The 18,907-nt window shown below is 64.8% G+C and carries 19 protein-coding genes and 1 riboswitch; of the genes, 15 read left to right on the top strand and 4 right to left on the bottom strand.

Annotated elements, in window-relative coordinates; genetic code table 11:
- Positions 1-20: 20 nt before the first annotated feature.
- The 7 genes from XI04_RS14445 (at position 21) to XI04_RS14415 (ending at position 8,339) form a co-directional block, all read left to right on the top strand.
- On the top strand, positions 21-662 hold the full coding sequence (locus XI04_RS14445) for a Vgb family protein (RefSeq protein WP_038971277.1): 642 nt from the start codon (positions 21-23) through the stop codon (positions 660-662).
- A gap of 122 nt (positions 663-784) precedes the next feature.
- A complete protein-coding gene (locus XI04_RS14440; protein WP_038947715.1) occupies positions 785-2,353 on the top strand; it encodes a DUF4403 family protein in 1,569 nt (522 codons plus the stop codon).
- Positions 2,354-2,489: 136 nt separating this feature from the next.
- Positions 2,490-3,599: an ABC transporter ATP-binding protein gene (locus tag XI04_RS14435; protein ID WP_212475180.1), complete on the top strand. Its 1,110-nt coding sequence runs from the start codon at positions 2,490-2,492 to the stop codon at positions 3,597-3,599.
- Positions 3,600-3,647: 48 nt separating this feature from the next.
- A complete protein-coding gene (locus XI04_RS14430) occupies positions 3,648-4,706 on the top strand; it encodes an ABC transporter substrate-binding protein (RefSeq protein ID WP_028145568.1) in 1,059 nt (352 codons plus the stop codon).
- A gap of 22 nt (positions 4,707-4,728) precedes the next feature.
- Complete coding sequence (locus tag XI04_RS14425; RefSeq protein ID WP_038947717.1) at positions 4,729-5,991, top strand: ABC transporter permease; 1,263 nt, start codon at positions 4,729-4,731, stop codon at positions 5,989-5,991.
- Entirely contained in the window at positions 5,988-6,815 is an 828-nt protein-coding gene (locus tag XI04_RS14420; RefSeq protein WP_038947718.1) for an ABC transporter permease, read from the top strand. The genes XI04_RS14425 and XI04_RS14420 overlap by 4 nt, the downstream gene beginning before the upstream one ends.
- A gap of 312 nt (positions 6,816-7,127) precedes the next feature.
- Entirely contained in the window at positions 7,128-8,339 is a 1,212-nt protein-coding gene (locus XI04_RS14415) for an ABC transporter substrate-binding protein (protein ID WP_271610684.1), read from the top strand.
- Positions 8,340-8,456: 117 nt separating this feature from the next.
- Here XI04_RS14415 and XI04_RS14410 read toward each other — a convergent pair whose 3' ends face one another.
- Both XI04_RS14410 and XI04_RS14405 read right to left on the bottom strand, forming a co-directional pair.
- Complete coding sequence (locus tag XI04_RS14410) at positions 8,457-8,987, bottom strand: PRC-barrel domain-containing protein (RefSeq protein ID WP_018318630.1); 531 nt, start codon at positions 8,985-8,987, stop codon at positions 8,457-8,459.
- A 230-nt stretch (positions 8,988-9,217) separates the two neighbouring features.
- Complete coding sequence (locus tag XI04_RS14405) at positions 9,218-9,790, bottom strand: hypothetical protein (protein ID WP_271610685.1); 573 nt, start codon at positions 9,788-9,790, stop codon at positions 9,218-9,220.
- 181 nt (positions 9,791-9,971) lie between these two features.
- On the opposite strand from XI04_RS14405, the gene XI04_RS14400 reads away from it, so the two are divergent.
- Positions 9,972-10,757: a response regulator gene (locus XI04_RS14400; RefSeq protein ID WP_028145573.1), complete on the top strand. Its 786-nt coding sequence runs from the start codon at positions 9,972-9,974 to the stop codon at positions 10,755-10,757.
- A gap of 15 nt (positions 10,758-10,772) precedes the next feature.
- Positions 10,773-12,095 carry an ATP-binding protein gene (locus tag XI04_RS14395; RefSeq protein ID WP_271610686.1) on the top strand — a complete coding sequence of 441 codons (1,323 nt, stop codon included), beginning with the start codon at positions 10,773-10,775 and terminating at the stop codon, positions 12,093-12,095.
- Between the two features lies 1 nt (position 12,096).
- Here XI04_RS14395 and XI04_RS14390 read toward each other — a convergent pair whose 3' ends face one another.
- Positions 12,097-12,312 (bottom strand): hypothetical protein, encoded by a 216-nt coding sequence (locus XI04_RS14390; protein WP_028145575.1) that lies wholly within the window; start codon positions 12,310-12,312, stop codon positions 12,097-12,099.
- Positions 12,313-12,555: 243 nt separating this feature from the next.
- Here XI04_RS14390 and XI04_RS14385 point away from each other — a divergent pair, with 243 nt between their 5' ends.
- The 6 genes from XI04_RS14385 to thiC all read left to right on the top strand — a co-directional run bounded on the left by XI04_RS14385 (position 12,556) and on the right by thiC (position 18,240).
- Complete coding sequence (locus XI04_RS14385; RefSeq protein ID WP_271610687.1) at positions 12,556-13,113, top strand: lytic transglycosylase domain-containing protein; 558 nt, start codon at positions 12,556-12,558, stop codon at positions 13,111-13,113.
- A 181-nt stretch (positions 13,114-13,294) separates the two neighbouring features.
- Positions 13,295-13,423: riboswitch (TPP riboswitch) on the top strand.
- Entirely contained in the window at positions 13,411-14,421 is a 1,011-nt protein-coding gene (locus XI04_RS14380) for an FAD-dependent oxidoreductase (RefSeq protein ID WP_212475175.1), read from the top strand. Its footprint overlaps the riboswitch before it by 13 nt.
- Positions 14,412-14,609, top strand: coding sequence for a sulfur carrier protein ThiS (gene thiS, locus XI04_RS14375; RefSeq protein ID WP_028145578.1), 198 nt, complete (start codon positions 14,412-14,414; stop codon positions 14,607-14,609). The genes XI04_RS14380 and thiS overlap by 10 nt, the downstream gene beginning before the upstream one ends.
- Positions 14,610-14,780: 171 nt before the next feature.
- Complete coding sequence (locus XI04_RS14370) at positions 14,781-15,563, top strand: thiazole synthase (RefSeq protein ID WP_271610688.1); 783 nt, start codon at positions 14,781-14,783, stop codon at positions 15,561-15,563.
- On the top strand, positions 15,550-16,158 hold the full coding sequence (locus XI04_RS14365; protein WP_271610689.1) for a thiamine phosphate synthase: 609 nt from the start codon (positions 15,550-15,552) through the stop codon (positions 16,156-16,158). Before XI04_RS14370 ends, XI04_RS14365 begins: the two co-directional genes overlap by 14 nt.
- A 183-nt stretch (positions 16,159-16,341) precedes the next feature.
- On the top strand, positions 16,342-18,240 hold the full coding sequence (thiC, locus tag XI04_RS14360) for a phosphomethylpyrimidine synthase ThiC (protein ID WP_271610690.1): 1,899 nt from the start codon (positions 16,342-16,344) through the stop codon (positions 18,238-18,240).
- A 249-nt stretch (positions 18,241-18,489) separates the two neighbouring features.
- On the opposite strand, the gene XI04_RS14355 is transcribed toward thiC, so the two are convergent.
- Entirely contained in the window at positions 18,490-18,792 is a 303-nt protein-coding gene (locus tag XI04_RS14355; RefSeq protein ID WP_271610691.1) for a hypothetical protein, read from the bottom strand.
- Positions 18,793-18,907 lie beyond the last annotated feature (115 nt).

The following is an 18,907-nucleotide window of genomic DNA, read 5'->3' as shown; positions in this document are numbered from 1 at the left end:
ACATCACAGGGAGCGATCACATGAAGCGTTCAGCCGCCGAGATCATCAGGGAGTACGGACCTTTTGCCGGCGTCGAGGCCGTGCATGGCGTCACCTATGACGGCAGCCATGTCTGGTTCGCATCCGGCGACAAGTTGAATGCGATCGATCCTGATAGCGGCAAGGTCGCGCGCTCCCTCGATGTCGCAGCCCATGCGGGAACGGCGTTCGACGGCCTGCACCTGTTCCAGATCGCCGAGGATCGCATCCAGAAGATCGATGCGGCCTCGGGCAAGGTGCTCGCCAGCATTCCTGCGCCGGGTGGCGGTGGCGATTCCGGCCTGGCCTGGGCCGAGGGCTCGCTGTGGGTCGGGCAATATCGCGAGCGCAAGATCCATCAGGTCGATCCGGACACGGGCAAGGTCCTTCGCACCATCGAGAGCAAGCGGTTCGTGACCGGGGTGACCTGGGTCGATGGCGAGCTCTGGCACGGCACCTGGGAGGGCGAGGATAGCGATATCAGGCGGATCGATCCTGACACGGGCAAGGTACTCGAACTGCTCGACCTGCCGGCGGGGACGATGGTGTCAGGACTGGAGTCCGACGGCGGCGACCGCTTCTTCTGCGGCGGTGGCGCTAACGGCAATGTGAGAGCGGTCCGCCGTCCCCGGCGCGGGGCCTGAATGCACGGCAGCGATGCGGTCGCTGCCGTTAGCCCGTTCGCCCCAATTCCACCCCATCGGTGCGCTCTAGCGCCCTCCTCGCCTGCCCTGTAGAATCCCTGCCGGGGCGGCTTGGGGGATCGATGCGACTGACGTTGAATCTGAAGACCATCACGATCGCCGTCGTAGTGCTCGCGGCGTCGTTCTTCATCAGCTTGAAGGCGATGGACTGGCTGTCGCCGCGCGCGACGAATTCCGCGCCGCCGGTGGCGCAACTGCCGCCGTTGCCGCCGGTCGCGAAGAGCTCGATCGTCGTGGCGCCGGTCGCCATCGCGCTGTCGGCGATCCGCGACCAGGCCGAGAAGGCCGCCCCGCGCAATTTCGCAGGGAAGGCCGACAACCCGATCTCGCAAATCCTGGAGAACGCCGACATCGGCTGGACCGCCGTGCGCGGGCCGATGGCAGCTGCCGGCGACAAGGACGTGCTGACGATCTCGACACCGCTCAGCGGCAAGCTGAACGTGACGGGCTCGCTGTCCTCGAAAGCCACCGGCGCGCTCGGCGATGCGCTCAGCGGCGTGCTCGGCGGTGACGCAGCGAAACGGATCGGCGCGGTCAACATCAAGAATCTGAACGCCAGCGCCGAGATCAAGGGCAACGTGATCGTCACTTCGCGGCCAAAGCTCGCGGCCAACTGGCATCTCGAGCCCAATCTCGGCGCCCAGGTCAATCTCGGCGACACCAACCTCAACGTCGCCGGCGCCAAGGTCAACGTGCCGGCGCAGGTCAAGCCGCTGATCGACAAGAATGTCGGCGAGCAGATCAACATCGTCTCCGAACGCATCCGCAACGATCCGAGCCTGCGCGAGAATGCGAAGCTGCAATGGGCCAAGGCCTGCCGCTCGATCCCGCTGCAGGGCTCGGGCTCCTCGGCCGCGCTTCCGCCGCTCTGGCTGGAGATGAAGCCGATCCGCGCCATTGCCGCGCAGCCGCGCGTCGATGCCCAGGCCGTGACGCTGCTGATGGGGCTGGAAGCGGAGACGCGCGTGACGTCGACGCAGACCAAGCCGGACTGCCCGTTCCCCGACAAGATCTCGATCGTGCCGCCGACCGGCACCGGCGTGAGCATCGGCGTGCCCATCGACGTGCCCTTCACCGAGATCAACAAGCTGATCGCCGCGCAGATGGTCGGCCACACCTATCCCGAGGACGGCTCCGGCCCGGTCGACGTGACCGTCAAGAGCGTCAACGTGGTCCCGTCGGGCGAGCGCCTGCTGATCTCGCTTTTGGTGCGCGCCAAGGAAAAGAAGAGCTGGCTCGGTCTCGGCGCCGAGGCGACCGTGCACATCTGGGGCCGGCCGGTGCTCGACCAGGGGCAGCAGACGCTGCGGCTCACCGACATCCAGCTTGCTGTGGAATCGGAAGCCGCCTTCGGCCTACTGGGTGCCGCGGCGCGCGCGGTGGTGCCGCAGATGCAGCAAGCACTGCTGCAGAGGGCGACGCTCGACCTGAAGCCGATCGCCGCCAACGCGCGCGAGAAGATCGCTGGCGTCATCGCCGACTTCCAGAAAAGCGAGGACGGCGTCAAGGTCGACGCCAAGATCGACAGCCTGACGCTGGCCGACATTGCCTTCGATTCCAAGACGCTGCGCGTGGTCGCGGAAGCCGGCGGCACGCTGAATGTGTCGGTGACGAAGCTGTCGGGGATGTAGCTCGCCTTCATTCGCCGCGCTTGGACGCCTCTTGATCGGTTGCGCCGCTGGCATTCTGATCGGAGGATGCTAAGCTGTTCCTCGCAACCTCGAATGAGGTGCCGACGGCACTGTAGTGGGTAAACGCGAGGTCAACATGGAAGCCGGCATGGTCACGCCTGCGCCGGCACTGGTGCGCTTTTCCGGCATTCAGAAGACCTATGATGGCGAGCATCTCGTGGTGAAGAACCTCGATCTCGACATCAGGAAGGGCGAGTTCATCACCCTGCTCGGCCCGTCGGGCTCGGGCAAGACGACCACGCTGATGATGCTGGCCGGCTTCGAGGTTCCGACCCATGGCGAGATCTACCTCGCGGGCCGGCCGATCAAGAACATGCCGCCGCACAAGCGCGACATCGGCATGGTGTTCCAGAACTATGCCTTGTTTCCGCACCTGACGATCGCGGAGAATATTGCCTTCCCGCTATCCGTTCGCAAGACGAACAAGGCGGACGTGCAGGAGCGCGTTGGATCGGCGTTACGCATGATCAAGATGGAAAACCTGGCGCACCGGCGGCCCGGACAGCTGTCCGGCGGTCAGCAGCAGCGCGTGGCGCTGGCCCGCGCGCTGGTCTTCAATCCGCAACTCGTGCTGATGGACGAGCCTCTGGGCGCTCTCGACAAGCGCCTGCGGGAGCAGATGCAGCTGGAGATCAAGCAACTGCACGAGACGATGGGCATCACCGTCGTTTACGTCACCCACGATCAGAGTGAAGCGCTCACCATGTCGGACCGCATCGCCGTGTTCAACGACGGCATCGTGCAGCAGATCGACAAGCCCGATGCGCTGTATGAGCATCCGGTGAACAGCTTCGTCGCCCATTTCATCGGCGAGAACAATGTGCTGGCCGGCACCGTCGAGACGGTCGACAAGGACTATTGCCGCGTCGCGCTGGCTGGCGGCGGCACTGTCACCGCACGGGCGGTCAATGTATCAGGCGCGGGCGCATCGACCTCGCTGTCGGTGCGGCCGGAGCGGATCACCATTATCCCGGACGGCACCTCCAGCGACGGACCGAACCGGCTGCCGGCCAGGGTGCAGAACATCATCTATCTCGGCGACCACGCGCTGGCCGTGCTCGATGTCTCGGGGAATGCCGAGTTCATGGTCAAGCTTCAGCCCGGCGCACATGACAGCCTGACACACGGTGCAAACGTGTTCGTCACCTTTCACCCCGAGGACTGCCTCGCCCTCGATCCCGTCTGATCCAGCGATCGAACTCAACGCAACGCACATGAAGAAGGAACCATGACCATGCTGAAGCGCAAGATTGGCAAGATTGCTCTGGGTTTCGCCGCGGCCTTCACCGCTAGCGCCGCGCTGGCCACGGTCGGGCAGGCGCGCGACCTCACCGTCGTGTCGTGGGGCGGCGCGTATCAGGATGCCCAGAAGAAGGCCTATTTCGAGCCGTTCAGGAAGGCGGCCGGAATTGCCATGAACGATGAATCCTGGGACGGCGGCGTCGGCGTGCTGCGTGCCAAGGTGCAGGGCGGCGCCGCCACCTGGGACGTCGTCCAGGTCGAGAGCGACGAACTCGCGGTCGGCTGCGAGGAAGGCCTGTTCGAGAAGCTGGACTATTCCAAGATCGGCGGCGAGGCCGCCTACATCCCGCCGTCGGTCAATCCGTGCGGCGTCGGCGCCATCCTCTATGACTTTGTTCTCGGCTATGACAAGGACAAGCTGAAGGAAGCGCCCAAGGGCTGGGCCGACTTCTTCGACACCAAGAAGATTCCGGGCAAGCGCGCCCTGCGTCAGGGCCCGAAGACCACGCTGGAGATCGCTCTGATGGCCGACGGCGTCGCGCCGAAGGACGTCTACAAGGTGCTGGCGACCGACGAAGGCGTCGAGCGCGCGTTCAAGAAGCTCGACACCATCAAGGGCGACATCGTGTGGTGGAAGGCCGGCGCCCAGCCGCCGCAACTGCTCGCCTCCGGCGAAGTCGCGATGACCTCGGTCTACAATGGCCGCATCGACACAGCGAACAAGAACGAGAAGAAGAACTTCGGCATGGTCTGGGACGGCGCGCTGTTCACCCTCGACAGCTGGGTCATCCTGAAGGGCAGCCCGAACAAGGACGCGGCCTACAAGTTCCTGGACTTCGCAGGCAAGGCGGAGAACCAGTCGAAACTGTCGGAGAATATCTCCTATGGCACCTCGAACAAGGACGCAGCCGGACGGCTCGCGCCGGCCGTTCTGAAGGACCTGCCGACGGCGCCTGACAACATCAAGAATGCGGTCGAGATCAACGTTGCGTTCTGGCTCGAGAACATCGACCGCCTGACCGAACGCTTCAACAAATGGGCCGCGAAATAGCGCGCCCGGCAAGGCTCGACGAATGACGGATGCGTCCCTGTCCGGTGCCAATGCGTCGACCGAGGTGCCGCTCAAGCGCCGATTGAGGCGCGCGGAGCGGACACGCCAGGTCAAGGCGTTGGCGCTGGTCGCGCCGCTTCTCGTCTTCCTGCTCTTCACCTTCGCAGGCCCCATCGCCGGCATGCTGTGGCGCGCGGTCGATGACCGGGAGGTGCGTCAGGTTCTGCCTCAAACCTTCGCGGCTCTCGCCAGCTGGAACGGCAAGGACCTGCCGGACGAAGAAGCCTTTGCTGCGCTGGCAAGCGACATCATGGCGGCGCGCACCTCCGGCACCATTGCGATTGCGGCCAAGCGGCTGAACTACGCACTCAACGGTTTTCGCACGATCCTGACCAGCACGGCACGCAATCTGAAGACGATGCCCGAGCCCGGCACGGCCAAGGAGACGCTGGGCAAGATCAATCCGGCCTGGCGCGAACGCACGACCTGGACGACAATCAGGGATGCCAGTGGCCCGGTCACGGGCTTCTACCTTCTGGCGGCGCTCGACCTTGTCAGGAACGTCGACGGCGTGATCGTCGCGGCCCCGCCGGACCAGGCCATCTATCGCAGCCTGTTCACCCGCACCTTCATCATCAGCCTCAGCGTCACCGTACTCTGCCTGATCCTCGGCTTCCCGGTCGCCTACCTCTTGGCGACGCTGCCGCCGAGCCGCTCGAACCTGCTGATGATCTTCGTCCTGCTGCCGTTCTGGACCTCGCTCCTGGTCCGCACCTGCGCCTGGATCGTGCTGCTGCAGAGCAAGGGCGTCGTGAACGACAGCCTGCACTGGCTCGGCATCATCGACGAGCCGTTGCGCCTGATCTACAACCGCTTCGGTGTCTGCGTGGCGATGACCCACGTTCTCCTGCCATTCATGATCCTGCCGCTCTACAGCAGCATGAAGGCGATCTCGCCGGCTTACATGCGTGCCGCGGCCTCGCTCGGCGCGCCACCGGTCACCGCCTTCCTGCGAATCTACCTGCCGCAGACCCTGCCCGGCATCGGCGCGGGAAGCCTGCTCGTGTTCATCCTGGCGCTCGGCTATTACATCACACCTGCGCTCGTCGGCGGCGCCGCCGATCAGATGATCAGCTACTTCATCGCGCTCTACACCACCGAAACCGCCAATTGGGGCCTTGCTTCGGCGCTCGGTGCGGTGCTGCTGCTCGCCACCCTTCTGCTGGCACTGGTCTACGGCAAGCTGGTGCAGGGCCAGCAGGTTACGGGAGGGATGAAGAATTGAGCGACAATGCTTCCCTCCGCACGCCCAGCCAGCGCATCGCGTGGACAGCGACCATCATTGTCTCCACGCTGGTGTTCATCTTCCTGATCGCGCCGATCCTGGCGATCATGCCGTTGTCCTTCAGCTCGGGCTCGTACCTGACCTATCCGCTGCCGGGCCTGTCGTTGCGCTGGTATGACGACTTCATCAATTCGCCGCGCTGGATGAATTCGCTGAAGAACAGCATGATCATCGGCGTCGCCTCGACGCTGCTGTCCATGGTGCTCGGCACGCTGGCCGCGCTCGGTCTGGCGCAGTGGAAGAGCCGGTTCAAACCGCTCGTGCTGGCCTTCGTGCTGTCGCCGGTCGTCGTCCCCGGTGTCATCACCGCGGTCGGCCTGTATTTCTTCTTCGCGCCGATCGGACTGACCGGCAGCTATCTCGGCTTGATCCTGGCCCACACCGCGCTGGCGACGCCTTTCGTGGTGATCACGGTCGGCGCGACGCTGCAGAGCTTCGACACCAATCTGGCCCGCGCCGCCGCCTCGCTCGGCGCCTCGCCGCTCGAGGCGTTCCGCCGCGTGATCCTGCCGCTGATCCTGCCCGGCCTCGCTTCGGGTGCATTGTTCGCCTTCGCGACCAGCTTCGACGAGGTCGTGATCGTTCTGTTCATGGCAGGTCCGGAGCAGCGCACCCTGCCGCGCGAAATGTTCAGCGGCATCCGCGAGAACATCAGCCCGACGATCACGGCAGCGGCGGTCATTTTGACGACGGTCTCGGTGGTCCTCCTCGCCACCCTCGAAGGCCTGCGCCGCCGCAATGAACGGCTCAAGGGTGGCGGCTGAGAGCCGGGCGTGACTTCTCTCCTTCCCCGCAAGGACGGCGGCAGTATCGTAGGGTGGGCAAAGCGAAGCGTGCCCACGCTTCTATCGCAATGTTGGTGAGATGGTGGGCACGGCGCAAGTGCGCCTTTGCCCACCCTACGATCCTGATCTCGCTGATCCTGCTTCGCGGAGAGAGGCGAAGGGGAACACCGCCCGCCCCTTCTCTTTTTGCATCCCGCTATGGCGCACACCGCTTAGCTGCCGTGACTGATTGTCGCTAGAACAGTCCCCGCAACAAAGCCCGAATAACAACACACAGGGAGAAGAACAACCATGCAAAAACTCATCGCAGCCGTCGCGGCCGGTCTCGCCCTCGCCGCTACGTCCGGCACGGCGCAGGCGCAGATTTCCGACGACGTCGTCAAGATCGGCGTGCTCACGGACATGTCGAGCCTCTATGCCGACGCGACCGGCAAGGGCTCGCTCGCCGCGGTCGAGATGGCGGTCGCCGATTACGGCGCCAAGGCCGCCGGCAAGCCGGTCGCCGTGGTCGCGGCCGATCACCAGAACAAGCCCGACGTCGGCGTCAACATCGCCCGCAACTGGTATGACAACGACAAGGTCGACGCGATCTTCGACGTTCCGACGTCGTCGGTGGCGTTGCCGGTCTCGGCCCTGACGCGCGAGAAGAACCGGATCCACATCAATTCCGGCGGCGGCTCGTCCGACATCACCGGCACCGCCTGCTCGCCCAACACCGTGCACTGGACCTACGACACCTATGCGCTGTCGAACGTCGCCGGCAAGGCGATGGTGAAACGCGGCGAGGACAGCTGGTTCTTCGTCACCGCCGACTACGCCTTCGGCATGGCGCTGCAGCGCGACGCCGCCAACGTTGTCAGGGAGAGCGGCGGCAAGGTGCTCGGCGAAGTCCGCCATCCGCTCAACTCGTCGGACTTCTCCTCCTTCCTGCTCCAGGCCCAGGCCTCCAAGGCCAAGGTGGTCGCATTGGCCAATGCCGGCGGCGACACCACCAATGCACTGAAGCAGGCGTCCGAGTTCGGCCTGACGCAGGGCGGCCAGAAGATGATCGCGCTTCTGCAGGAGATCACCGACACGCATTCGCTCGGCATCAAGGCGACGCAAGGCCTGATCGTCACCGACGCCTTCTACTGGGACATGAACGAGGAGACCCGCGCCTTCTCCAAGCGCTTCAACGAGAAGGTCGGCCACATGCCGACCATGATCCAGGCCGGGCTCTACTCGGCGACCATGCACTATCTGAAGGCGATCGACGCCATCAAGAGCGACGAGGCGCCGAAGGTGATGGCGCAGATGCGCGCCACGCCGGTCAACGACTTCTTCGCCAGGAACGGCAAGATCCGCATCGACGGCCGCATGGTCCACGACATGTATCTGTTCGAGGTCAAGAAGCCCGAGGAATCCAAGGGCGAGTGGGACCTCTACAAGCTGATCGCCACCGTGCCCGGCGACGAGGCCTTCCGCCCGCTCGACAAGGGCGGCTGCCCGCTGGTGACGCACTGAGAGCCGTCTCCCTCGCCCCGCTAGCGGCACGAGGTAAGAAATAGACACGACAGCACGCCCGGCGAAAACCGAGCGCGCTTCGTTTAGGCAGTTACGCGGGCTGCATTACTCCCTGCATTACTCCGCGTACTTGAACTCCGGCATGTTCTTCAGCTCGTCCTTGCTGGCATTGAACACAGCGTGGTCCGGATACCACTTCGAGGTGGACGACGTCGTGGTCGCGGCCGGCCTGTCGGTGCCGGTCGCAGCGCCTGTCGTGGTGGATGCGGCGGGCTTGGCGCCCGGGTTCGTGCCGGTGCCGGTATAGGCGACGGCCTCGTTGACGAACTTCAATTTCTCATAGGGCACGGCGACCAGATGCTCGCCCATGCCGAGGAAGCCGCCGACGCCGATCACGGCAATCTTGACGTTGCCGCTCTTGTCCATCAGCAACTCGTTGATCGAGCCGATGTTCTCGTTGGCCTCGTTATAGACCTTCAGGCCCGACATTTTCGACGTACGCCACTCGCCGGAAGCGGTCGTGGTGGCCGTCGTCGCGGTGGCCGCGGTCGGCGCCTTGTCGGTGGTGGCGGTCGGCGATTGCGCGAACGCCACGGTCGCAAGCAGTGCGGTGCCGGCGAGGCCGGCGGCGATGGATTTCGTCAGCATGTTGTCCTCTCCTTCACAGAAAAACTCGTGTAGAGAAAACAGCGCTGATCACACGCAGTTCCGTGCGCGCCGCAATTTCGTCGCGCTATGCGCGAGCGCGCAAACCTCGCAGGGACTGTTCCTGCGTCACCCAGGAACATTTTGCGGCGCACGGTTCCCCGCCGACGATCATGCGCCCTGGGTGAAGCACGATCGCGGCGAGGACCCGCGCCGACCCGCGTCGCTCAGGGTCAGCTCTTGTAGTCGATCAGAAGCGCGGAGAAGTCGGAATTGCCGGACGAGCCGCCGTTGGCGCCGTAGGACGCGCTCGATGATTGCGACTGCTGCAGCGCCTGCAGGAACTGCTGGAGGATCTCGGCGGTGGTCTGGTCGCTGGAGGTACTGCTGGTCGAGTCCGTGGACGACGCCGAATCCGAAGAGCTGTCGTCCGGCGGCGGACCGGGCGGAGGTCCGCCTGCACCACCGGGGCCGCCCGCCCCGCCCGGACCGTTCGCGAAGGCGGACTGAAACACGTTCTTCAGCTCCTCGGCCTGGTCCGAGGTCAGCGTGCCGTTCGACACCTCTTTCGAGATGAGGTCGTCGATCTTCGACTGCATCTCGTCCTTGGAGGGGCGCGTGCCGCTGGACTGGTCGCTCGACCGGCTCTGCTGGAGTGCCGTGTCGATGTCGGTCAGCGCCGTCGAGAGCGCCGACTGGTCCGAAGACGAGATCGTGCCGGCGGACACTTCCGATTGCAATTCCTGCTGCAGCCGCTGAAGCGGCGACTGGTGGTTGCCGGCGGAGGCCGCCGAAATCGAGGTCATGATGGCTCCTTGGATTTTGCGGGGGTTTCGTCGCGGACCACGCCACGCTATGGTTAACGGCCTTAACGAGACCTTGCCCTTTCGCGACGGCGCGATTGCCGCCTGTTGCGGGAAGCCAACCAGAAACAATCCGAAACAAAGATCTTCGCCATTTGGCCCGAATCCTGGACAAACAAAGCGCATGGCCATTCCCAATCCCAACATCCTGGTCGTCGAAGACGACCGCGAAACCCGGACGTTGATTGCGAAGTACCTGCGCAACAACGCCTGCAACGTCACCGCCGTGAGCGACGGCCGCGAGATGTCGCGCGCCATGGCCGATCACCGCGTCGACCTCATCATCCTCGACGTCATGCTGCCGGGCGAGGACGGCCTGAGCCTGTGCCGCAAGGTGCGTGCCGAGGCGCAGACGCCGATCATCATGCTGACCGCGCGCGGCGAAGACGTCGACCGCATCGTCGGCCTCGAGATGGGTGCGGACGACTATCTGCCGAAACCATTCAATCCGCGCGAGCTGCTCGCCCGCATCAACGCGGTGCTGCGCCGCCAGGCCGCGGCTCAAGCGGCAAGCTCGATCGAAGGCGCGAGCACGCTCACCTTCGAGGGTTGGCACATCGACCTGCGGCTGCGCGAGCTGCGCAATCCGGAAGGCGCGCGCGTCGCGGTGACCAGCGCCGAATTCGATCTCCTGCGCACGTTCTGCGAACGGCCCGGCCGCGTGCTGTCACGCGACAGCCTGCTCGACCTCACGCAGGGCCGCAACACCGGATCGTTCGAACGCTCCATCGACGTGCTGGTCAGCCGCATCCGCCGCAAGATCGAGCCCAATCCGGCCGATCCCACCCTCATCAAGACGGTGCGCTCCGGCGGCTATCTGTTCACGCCGCGAACGCAGGTCGCAGGCCCTCAAGCAGCAAGCCCTCAAGCAGCGAGCACTGAAGCGGTTGCGGCGCCCCTGAGCAGTTGAAGCGGGGCGCCGACGATGAAGCCGTTCGGATTCTTCCACCTCAAGGGGATCGGCGGGCAGATCGCCGCGCTGGTGCTGGCTTCGACCGTCGCGCTCCATCTCGTCGTCACCACCGCCTTCCTGATCAGCCGGCCCGACCGCCCCGACACGCCGCCGGACGGCGCGCATCAGTTGACCGATGCCGCGCTGCTGCTCGGCTCGGCCGAGGCCGGCGAGCGTCCGCGCCTCGTCGCCGATCTCGCGCGCGCCTTCCCCAAGCTCGGCATCGAAATGCTCGCGCCCGGCACCGCAAGCGTCGAGGAGAACGACAATCAGCACCTGCGCGGGATGCGCCGTCATCTCGGGCGCGGCTACCGGGCGGTCCAACTGACCTCGGACGGCACAGTATCCCGCGTCGGCGTCGCGTTGCCCGACGGCACCATGATCGCCGGGCATGTCGAGGGCGGGCCGCGGCCATGGTTTTGGGGCGCGCCGTGGCTGATGGCGCTGATGTCGGCTTTCATCTGCGTCAGCGTGCTCGGGCTGTGGGCGGCGCGCGCGCTGGCGGCTCCGCTGTCGTCCTTCGCCAAGGCCGCAGAGAATTTCAGCCTCGATGGCGGGGCGGAGCCGCTGCCGGAGCGCGGCCCGGAAGAGATCCGCTCGGTGGCGCGCGCGCTCAACCGCATGCATGAGCGGATCGCCCGCCTGATGTCGGATCGCACCAGGATGCTCGCTGCGATCAGCCACGATCTGCGCACGCCGATCACGCGGCTGCGCCTGCGCGCCGAATTCATCGAGGACGAGGGCAACCGCAAGCGGATGCTGGTCGATCTCGACCAGATGCGCGCGATGCTGGAATCGGTGCTGTCGCTGCTGCGCAACGACCGCAAGGTCGAGGCGGTCACTCTGGTCGACATCGCCAGCACGCTCCAGCTCGTCGCCGACCAGTTCGGCGACATGGGCCATGTCGTGCATTATGACGGGCCGGCGTCCGTGACCGCCGCCGCGCGGCCCGACGATCTGCATCGCGGCGTCACCAACCTGGTCGAGAACGCCGTGCGCTTTGGCGCCGAGGTGATGATCCGCCTCGACATCTCGGGCACCACGCTCGTCATCGACGTCGAGGACGACGGCCCCGGCATTTCAGATTCGCGCAAGCAGGAGATGCTCGAGCCGTTCGTGCGCGGCGACGATGCGCGCACCATGGACGAATCCACCGGCTTCGGGCTCGGCCTGTCGATCGCGCGCGCTATCGCGCTCGCCCATGGCGGCGAGCTGTCGCTGCACGACCGCAACCCACATGGACTAATCGTACGGATGCAATTGCCGCTCTGGCAGCAGCCGCGGCTCGCCGCCTGACTCAAGCCGCGAGCGGCGGGTGCTCGATGGCGGTCTCGTCGAAGATGGCCACGGCCTCGAAACGATAATTGCAGGCGTGGCAATTCCAGAGATAGGAGACGCGCCCCTCACCCGGCTCGATCCAGTCAGGCTGCGGGATCGGCGTGCCGCATTGGGCACAGGGGTTTTGTCTGGGGATGTCGCCGGCATACAGCCTGGCCATGTTTGATTTTGTCATGGCACCTCTCCCGATTTGCAGCGTCTTCTTACTCGCTTTCGCTGGCACGCGCGAATAGACAGGCGTGCTGCCGCGAGCGGGGGTCGTCCGCCCCCGAAGCTCTCTTGCGCCAGCTTTGAGTCGTAACAGCGGCTCGGCACCGCAAAATCGGGCGATGGCGGCGTTTGGTCACATCATCGCCGCGTTCGGAAGGCCTAACGACGACTGGGCGCAGGTCACTCTAGGGGACCTCAGGGATATCTGATGAAAATTTTACGCATTGCCGCGCTGCTCGCGGCCGGATTGACATTGCCGCAGGCCGCAATCGCGGGTGAAGCTGAATATGCCGAGATGGTCGCGGCTCATGCCCGCGCCAACGGCGTGCCGGAAGCGCTGGTGCATCGCGTGATCATGCGCGAGAGCCGCTACCAGCCACACCTCGTCGGCCGCGGCGGCACCATCGGGCTGATGCAGATCAAGCTCGCGACCGCCCGCGGGGTCGGCTACACCGGCGACGCCGCCGGTCTGCGCGATCCCGACACCAACCTCACCTATGCCGTGAAATATCTCGCCGGCGCCTATCGCGCCGCCAATGGCGACCACGCCCGGGCCGTGCGTTATTTCGCCGGCGGCTATTACTACGCCGCCAAGCGGCAGCGGCAGGAGACCGTGCAGATCGCCAATATGGGCGTTACCAATATGGGCAATATGGGCCAACCCTGGCTCGAGCCGAACGGCAACCCGCAGCCGATGTTCGGCAGCGTCCCGCATAAGAAGCTGGCCCAGCGCGTTCGCAACGCTCGGGCGCAGGCGCTGAAATAACTCCCATGTCCCGGACGCGCTGCGACGCGAAGCGTTGCTGCGCAGAGCCGGGACCCCGCATCCCTGCATCAGCATGGGCCCCGGCTCAGCAGCGCACCACTGCGTGATGCGCTGCGTCCGGGGCACGGCTGCAGTTCCCGTCAACACGCGTTGACCACCCCGCCCCACTGTCCTACATTAGAGCCGTTCCGAGGGGTGCTCCGAGGAGGAGCTGAGATACCGCTAAATGGGCAATACCGCCCAGGACCGCGGTGACCCTTTGAACCTGATCCGGGTCATGCCGGCGAAGGGACAGGGATGTTGCAAACGACCAAGCGACCGGACTCACCGGTATCCATCATCGGCGCAGGCATCGCGGGTGCCTGGCAAGCCCTGCTGTTCGCGCAGGCCGGCCATGCCGTGACCTTGCACGAGCGCGGTGACGAGGCGATGACGGACGCCACCAGCCATTGGGCCGGCGGCATGCTCGCGCCCTATTGCGAGGCCGAGGTCGCCGAACCCATCATCAGCCGCCTGGGGCTGCGCTCGCTCGACCTCTGGCGGCGCGAGCTGCCCGATACGCCGTTCAACGGCTCGCTGGTCGTCGCCCATCCGCGCGAACGCAGCGACTTCGAGCGCTTTGCGCGCATGACCGAGGACCACCGCCGGGTCGATGCCTCAGGCCTCGCCGCGCTCGAGCCATCGCTGGAAGGCCGCTTCCGCGACGCGCTGTTCTTCCCGGCCGAGGGCCATGTCGAGCCGCGCCGCGTGCTGCCGCAGCTGCACGAGCGCATCCGCGCCGCCGGCGGCACCATCAAGTTCTCCAGCGACGTCGCAGCCGGGGATCTCGACGGCATCGTGATCGACTGCCGGGGCCTTGGCGCCCGCGACGAGCAGAGCGAGCTTCGCGGCGTCAAGGGCGAGATGATCCTGATCGAGACCAGCGAAGTGCAGCTTGCGCGCCCGGTGCGGCTGATGCATCCGCGCTGGCCGCTCTACGTGATCCCGCGCGAGGACAATCTGTTCATGCTGGGCGCGACCTCGATCGAGGCCGAGGACACCGGCGTCAGCGTCCGCTCCGCGCTGGAGCTTTTGGGCGCCGCCTACGCCGTGCACCCGGCGTTCGGCGAAGCCCGCATCGTCGAATTCGGCTCCGGGCTTCGTCCCGCCTATCCCGACAATCTGCCGCGCATCGGCATTCGCGGCAAGACGATCTCCGTCAACGGCCTCTATCGCCACGGCTTCCTGATCGCGCCGGCGCTCGCCGAGCTGACGCTTGCCTATGTCGAGCGCGGCCAGATCGACAACGAGGTGATGCAATGCGTTTGATCGTCAACGGCGAGCAGCGCGAGGTGACTTCGGGAAGCGTCGATGCGCTGCTCTCGGAGCTCGACTACGAGGGCACGCATTTCGCGATCGCGCTCAACTACGACGTCGTGCCGAAAAGCCGCTGGGCCGAGACGGCACTGAAGGCCGGCGACGAGATCGAGATCATCACGCCGCGGCAGGGAGGGTGAGGTGATGGTGGCACGCTCTATCCTCGCGTCGTCCCCGCGAACGCGGGGACCCATAACCACACGGAGCGGTTATGAAGCTCGGTCTCTCCCCGCGTGCCCCAGGAGAAATCACGCGGTATGGATCCCCGCCTTCGCGGGGATGACAACTGCATTTGAGGAGACACCGTCAACATGGTGACCTTCTACGGCAAGACTTTCGCCTCCCGCCTGCTGATCGGCAGCGCGCTCTACCCCTCGCCGGCGATCATGCAGGAAGCGATCCGCGCCTCCGGCTCGAACATCGTCACGGTGTCGCTGCGGCGCGAATCCGCCGGCGGCAAGACCGGGGACGCGTTCTGGAATCTGATCCGGGAGCTCGATGTCACGGTGCTGCCGAACACCGCGGGATGCCGCAGCGTGCGCGAGGCCGTGACCACGGCAAAGCTCGCCCGCGAATTGTTCGGCACGAGCTGGATCAAGCTCGAAGTCATCGCCGACAACGACACGCTGCAGCCCGATGTCGTTGGCCTCGTCGAAGCAGCAAGCATCCTGATCAAGGACGGCTTTGAAGTGTTCCCCTATTGCACCGAGGATCTCTCGGTCGCCAACCGCCTGGTCGATGCCGGCTGCAAGGTGGTGATGCCGTGGGCCGCTCCCATCGGCAGCGCCAAGGGCATCACCAATCGCGACGCGTTGAAGCTGCTGCGCGAGCGCCTGCCCGATATCACGCTGGTGGTCGACGCCGGCCTCGGCGCTCCCAGCCACGCGGCGCAGGCGCTCGAGCTCGGCTATGACGCCGTGCTGCTCAACACCGCAATTGCAAAAGCCGCCGATCCCGTCGCGATGGCAAAAGCCTTCCGCCTCGGCTGCGATGCCGGCCGCACCGCTTATGAAGCCGGGCTGATGAACGCCCGCGACTTCGCCTCCCCCTCCACCCCTGTCGTTGGGACTCCGTTCTGGCATGCCGTATCCTGATCGATTTTATCCCGTCGTCGACAGCCTCAAATGGGTCGAGCGGCTGACAAAGCTTGGCGTCGGCACCATCCAGCTGCGCGCCAAGGAGCTCAACGACGCCGACGCGCTGCAGATCGTCACCGACGCGCTGGCGATCACCAAGGACACGCAAGCCAAGCTGGTCGTGAACGACTATTGGCGCGCCGCCGTCGTCGCCGGCGCGAAGTACCTGCATCTCGGTCAGGAGGATCTGGTGGAAGCCGACCTCAAGTCCATCCGCGAAGCCGGCCTCTCGCTCGGCATCTCCACCCATGACGATGCCGAGCTTGAAACCGCACTCAAGGCAAAGCCCGACTACGTCGCGCTCGGCCCGATCTTCTTCACCACGCTCAAATCGATGCGTTTCGAGCCGCAGGGCATTCCGAAGATCACGGAGTGGAAGAAGCGCATCGGCACCATTCCGCTGGTCGCGATCGGCGGCATCAAGTTCGAGCAAGCCGCGGAGATCTTTGCGGCGGGCGCGGATTCTATCGCGGTGGTGTCCGACGTGACGCAAAACGCCGACCCCGATGCCCGCGTGCGGCAATGGCTTGGCCTGTCCACGGAGGCTGCGTGATGTGCGCTCCGCTCTCACCCCACACTCCGCTGTCATCGCCCGGCTTGACCGGGCGATCCAGTACGCCGCGGCTTCTCGGCTCCAGCGCACCGCCGCGGACTACTGGATCCCCGCCTTCGCGGGGATGACAGCGGTAATTGCCTCTCGCACAGCGACATCAACGAATTAAACCGGAGGATCCCCATGAACATCCGCTCCAACCCCGAAAAAACCATCCCCGCCGTCACCACCGGCCCCCTTCCCTCCTCGCGAAAGATCTTCGCCTCCCCCGACGCCGCGCCCGACCTGCGCGTACCGCTGCGCGAGATCATCCTGTCGGAAGGCGCCGGCGAGCCGAACCTGCCGGTCTACGACACCTCCGGCCCCTACACCGATCCGAGCGTCACCATCGACGTCAACGCCGGCCTTGCCCGCAACCGCAAAGCCTGGGTGCTGGAGCGTGGCGGCGTCGAGGAATATCAGGGCCGGCAGATCAAGCCGGAGGACAATGGCAGCGTCTCCACCGACAACGCCGCGCGCGCCTTCAGCGCCTATCACCAGCCGCTGCGGGGCCTTCCCGGCCACAAGATCACGCAGCTCGAATTCGCCCGCGCCGGCATCATCACCAAGGAGATGATCTACGTCGCCGCGCGCGAAAACCTCGGCCGCAAGCAGCAGCTCGAGCGCGCGGAAGCCGCCCTCGCCGACGGCGAAAGCTTCGGCGCCTCGGTGCCTGCCTTCATTACCCCGGAGTTCGTGCGCGACGAGATCGCGCGCGGCCGCGCCATCATCCCCTCCAACATCAACCATTCCGAGCTCGAGCCGATGATCATCGGCCGCAACTTCCTCACCAAGATCAACGCCAATATCGGCAACTCCGCGGTGACGTCGTCGGTCGAGGAAGAGGTCGAGAAGATGGTGTGGGCGATCCGCTGGGGCGCCGACACCGTGATGGACCTCTCGACCGGCCGCAACATCCACACCACCCGCGAATGGATCCTGCGCAACTCGCCGGTGCCGATCGGCACCGTGCCGATCTACCAGGCGCTGGAGAAGTGCAACGGCGATCCGGTCAAGCTGACCTGGGAGCTCTACAAGGACACCTTGATCGAGCAGTGCGAGCAGGGCGTCGACTATTTCACCATCCACGCCGGCGTGCGCCTGTCCTACATCCATCTCACCGCGAGCCGCGTCACCGGCATCGTCTCGCGCGGCGGCTCGATCATGGCGAAGTGGTGCCTGGCGCATCACAAGGAGAGCTTCCTCTATACGCATTTCGACGAGATCTGCGACCTCATGCGCAAGTATGACGTCTCGTTCTCGCTCGGCGACGGCCTGCGCCCGGGCTCGATCGCGGACGCCAACGACCGCGCGCAGTTCGCCGAGCTCGAAACGCTCGGCGAATTGACAAAAATCGCATGGGACAAGGGCTGCCAGGTCATGATCGAAGGCCCCGGCCACGTGCCGATGCACAAGATCAAGATCAACATGGACAAGCAGCTCAAGGAGTGCGGCGAGGCGCCGTTCTACACCCTCGGGCCCCTGACCACCGACATCGCGCCGGGCTACGACCACATCACCTCAGGCATCGGCGCCGCCATGATCGGCTGGTTCGGCTGCGCCATGCTCTGCTACGTCACGCCGAAGGAGCATCTCGGCCTGCCCGATCGTAACGACGTCAAGACCGGCGTCATCACCTACAAGATCGCAGCTCACGCCTCCGATCTCGCCAAGGGCCACCCGGCGGCGCAACTCCGCGACGACGCCCTCTCCCGCGCGAGGTTCGACTTCCGCTGGAGCGACCAGTTCAACCTCGGCCTCGATCCGGACACCGCCAAGAACTTCCACGATGAGACCCTGCCGAAGGAAGCCCACAAGGTCGCCCATTTCTGTTCGATGTGCGGACCAAAGTTCTGCTCAATGAAGATCACCCAGGACGTGCGGGACTACGCGGCGACGCTGAACGACCCGAACAGCGTGGGCATGTCGATGCAGGGCACCGCCGAGGACGGCATGGCGAAGATGAGCGCGAAGTTCAAGGAGATGGGGAGCAGCGTTTATCTGGATGCGGAGAAGGTGAAGGAGAGCAATCGGGTGCTGTGAGGGAAAGCCGCCACGCTCCCATAATTTCGCTGGAAGCCGATCCGGTAATCCGCGGACGCGTAGAGGCCGGGCGAAAGCCTGGCCTCTTTCATTTGGCACAGAACGATCCAACGGCGCACTGGAGAGCAAGGGTCCGGTATCAGAGTTAGAGAGTTTGAGACTCGTTAGATGCGTCGATCTTGGTACTCTTGCTCCGTGAGATCCTCCAACTCTAGATCCCCGATTTGAAATGACCAACTCGTCCTGTGCTTAATCGGGTCGTTTTGGCGCCCCCCCGAGAAACCACCAGGATCTGAATTCCGGATTATCGTAGATCGACAGAACGTCTCCATTTTCAAACACCAAATCGAGCTGGTCCTTACTGACAATTCGCGCCTCGGCAACTTTAATCCGCAGAATGCGATCGACATTCAGAGATTTTTGAGTGCCGTAGATATCGTAAGAGAAATCGACTGCGCCATCGGAGGACTTGAATGAGAGACGGTCCGCCACATTCAGCAAAGCATGCTCATTCTCGAACCAAAACATAATATGATACTTGTCGATCGTCACTTGATAGAGCTCCCATCCAATGATGGGGCTAAAATCAAGGTGTTGGGTGAAACCAATCGCCATCTCAAATTCACCGCTAGCAAGCTTAGCTCGGATAAGAGTAGCGACATCCGAG

This window comes from Bradyrhizobium sp. CCBAU 11430 (assembly GCF_028128855.1).
Taxonomy (GTDB): domain Bacteria; phylum Pseudomonadota; class Alphaproteobacteria; order Rhizobiales; family Xanthobacteraceae; genus Bradyrhizobium; species Bradyrhizobium ottawaense.
The sequence above is the reverse complement of the archived record's forward strand: the minus strand, read 5'-3'. Positions and strand labels throughout refer to the sequence as shown.

What these genes read in the sequence shown, in the direction of transcription:
- XI04_RS14405 (WP_271610685.1), bottom strand. Translation starts at nt 9,790, where the DNA reads ATGACCTCGATTTCGGCGGCCTCCGCCGGCAACCACCAGTCGCCGCTT.
- thiC (WP_271610690.1), top strand. Translation starts at nt 16,342, where the DNA reads ATGAACATCCGCTCCAACCCCGAAAAAACCATCCCCGCCGTCACCACC.
- XI04_RS14445 (WP_038971277.1), top strand. Translation starts at nt 21, where the DNA reads ATGAAGCGTTCAGCCGCCGAGATCATCAGGGAGTACGGACCTTTTGCC.
- thiS (WP_028145578.1), top strand. Translation starts at nt 14,412, where the DNA reads ATGCGTTTGATCGTCAACGGCGAGCAGCGCGAGGTGACTTCGGGAAGC.
- XI04_RS14365 (WP_271610689.1), top strand. Translation starts at nt 15,550, where the DNA reads ATGCCGTATCCTGATCGATTTTATCCCGTCGTCGACAGCCTCAAATGG.
- XI04_RS14385 (WP_271610687.1), top strand. Translation starts at nt 12,556, where the DNA reads ATGAAAATTTTACGCATTGCCGCGCTGCTCGCGGCCGGATTGACATTG.
- XI04_RS14380 (WP_212475175.1), top strand. Translation starts at nt 13,411, where the DNA reads ATGTTGCAAACGACCAAGCGACCGGACTCACCGGTATCCATCATCGGC.
- XI04_RS14400 (WP_028145573.1), top strand. Translation starts at nt 9,972, where the DNA reads ATGGCCATTCCCAATCCCAACATCCTGGTCGTCGAAGACGACCGCGAA.
- XI04_RS14395 (WP_271610686.1), top strand. Translation starts at nt 10,773, where the DNA reads ATGAAGCCGTTCGGATTCTTCCACCTCAAGGGGATCGGCGGGCAGATC.
- XI04_RS14410 (WP_018318630.1), bottom strand. Translation starts at nt 8,987, where the DNA reads ATGCTGACGAAATCCATCGCCGCCGGCCTCGCCGGCACCGCACTGCTT.
- XI04_RS14430 (WP_028145568.1), top strand. Translation starts at nt 3,648, where the DNA reads ATGCTGAAGCGCAAGATTGGCAAGATTGCTCTGGGTTTCGCCGCGGCC.
- XI04_RS14370 (WP_271610688.1), top strand. Translation starts at nt 14,781, where the DNA reads ATGGTGACCTTCTACGGCAAGACTTTCGCCTCCCGCCTGCTGATCGGC.
- XI04_RS14435 (WP_212475180.1), top strand. Translation starts at nt 2,490, where the DNA reads ATGGAAGCCGGCATGGTCACGCCTGCGCCGGCACTGGTGCGCTTTTCC.
- XI04_RS14425 (WP_038947717.1), top strand. Translation starts at nt 4,729, where the DNA reads ATGACGGATGCGTCCCTGTCCGGTGCCAATGCGTCGACCGAGGTGCCG.
- XI04_RS14390 (WP_028145575.1), bottom strand. Translation starts at nt 12,312, where the DNA reads ATGACAAAATCAAACATGGCCAGGCTGTATGCCGGCGACATCCCCAGA.
- XI04_RS14415 (WP_271610684.1), top strand. Translation starts at nt 7,128, where the DNA reads ATGCAAAAACTCATCGCAGCCGTCGCGGCCGGTCTCGCCCTCGCCGCT.
- XI04_RS14440 (WP_038947715.1), top strand. Translation starts at nt 785, where the DNA reads ATGCGACTGACGTTGAATCTGAAGACCATCACGATCGCCGTCGTAGTG.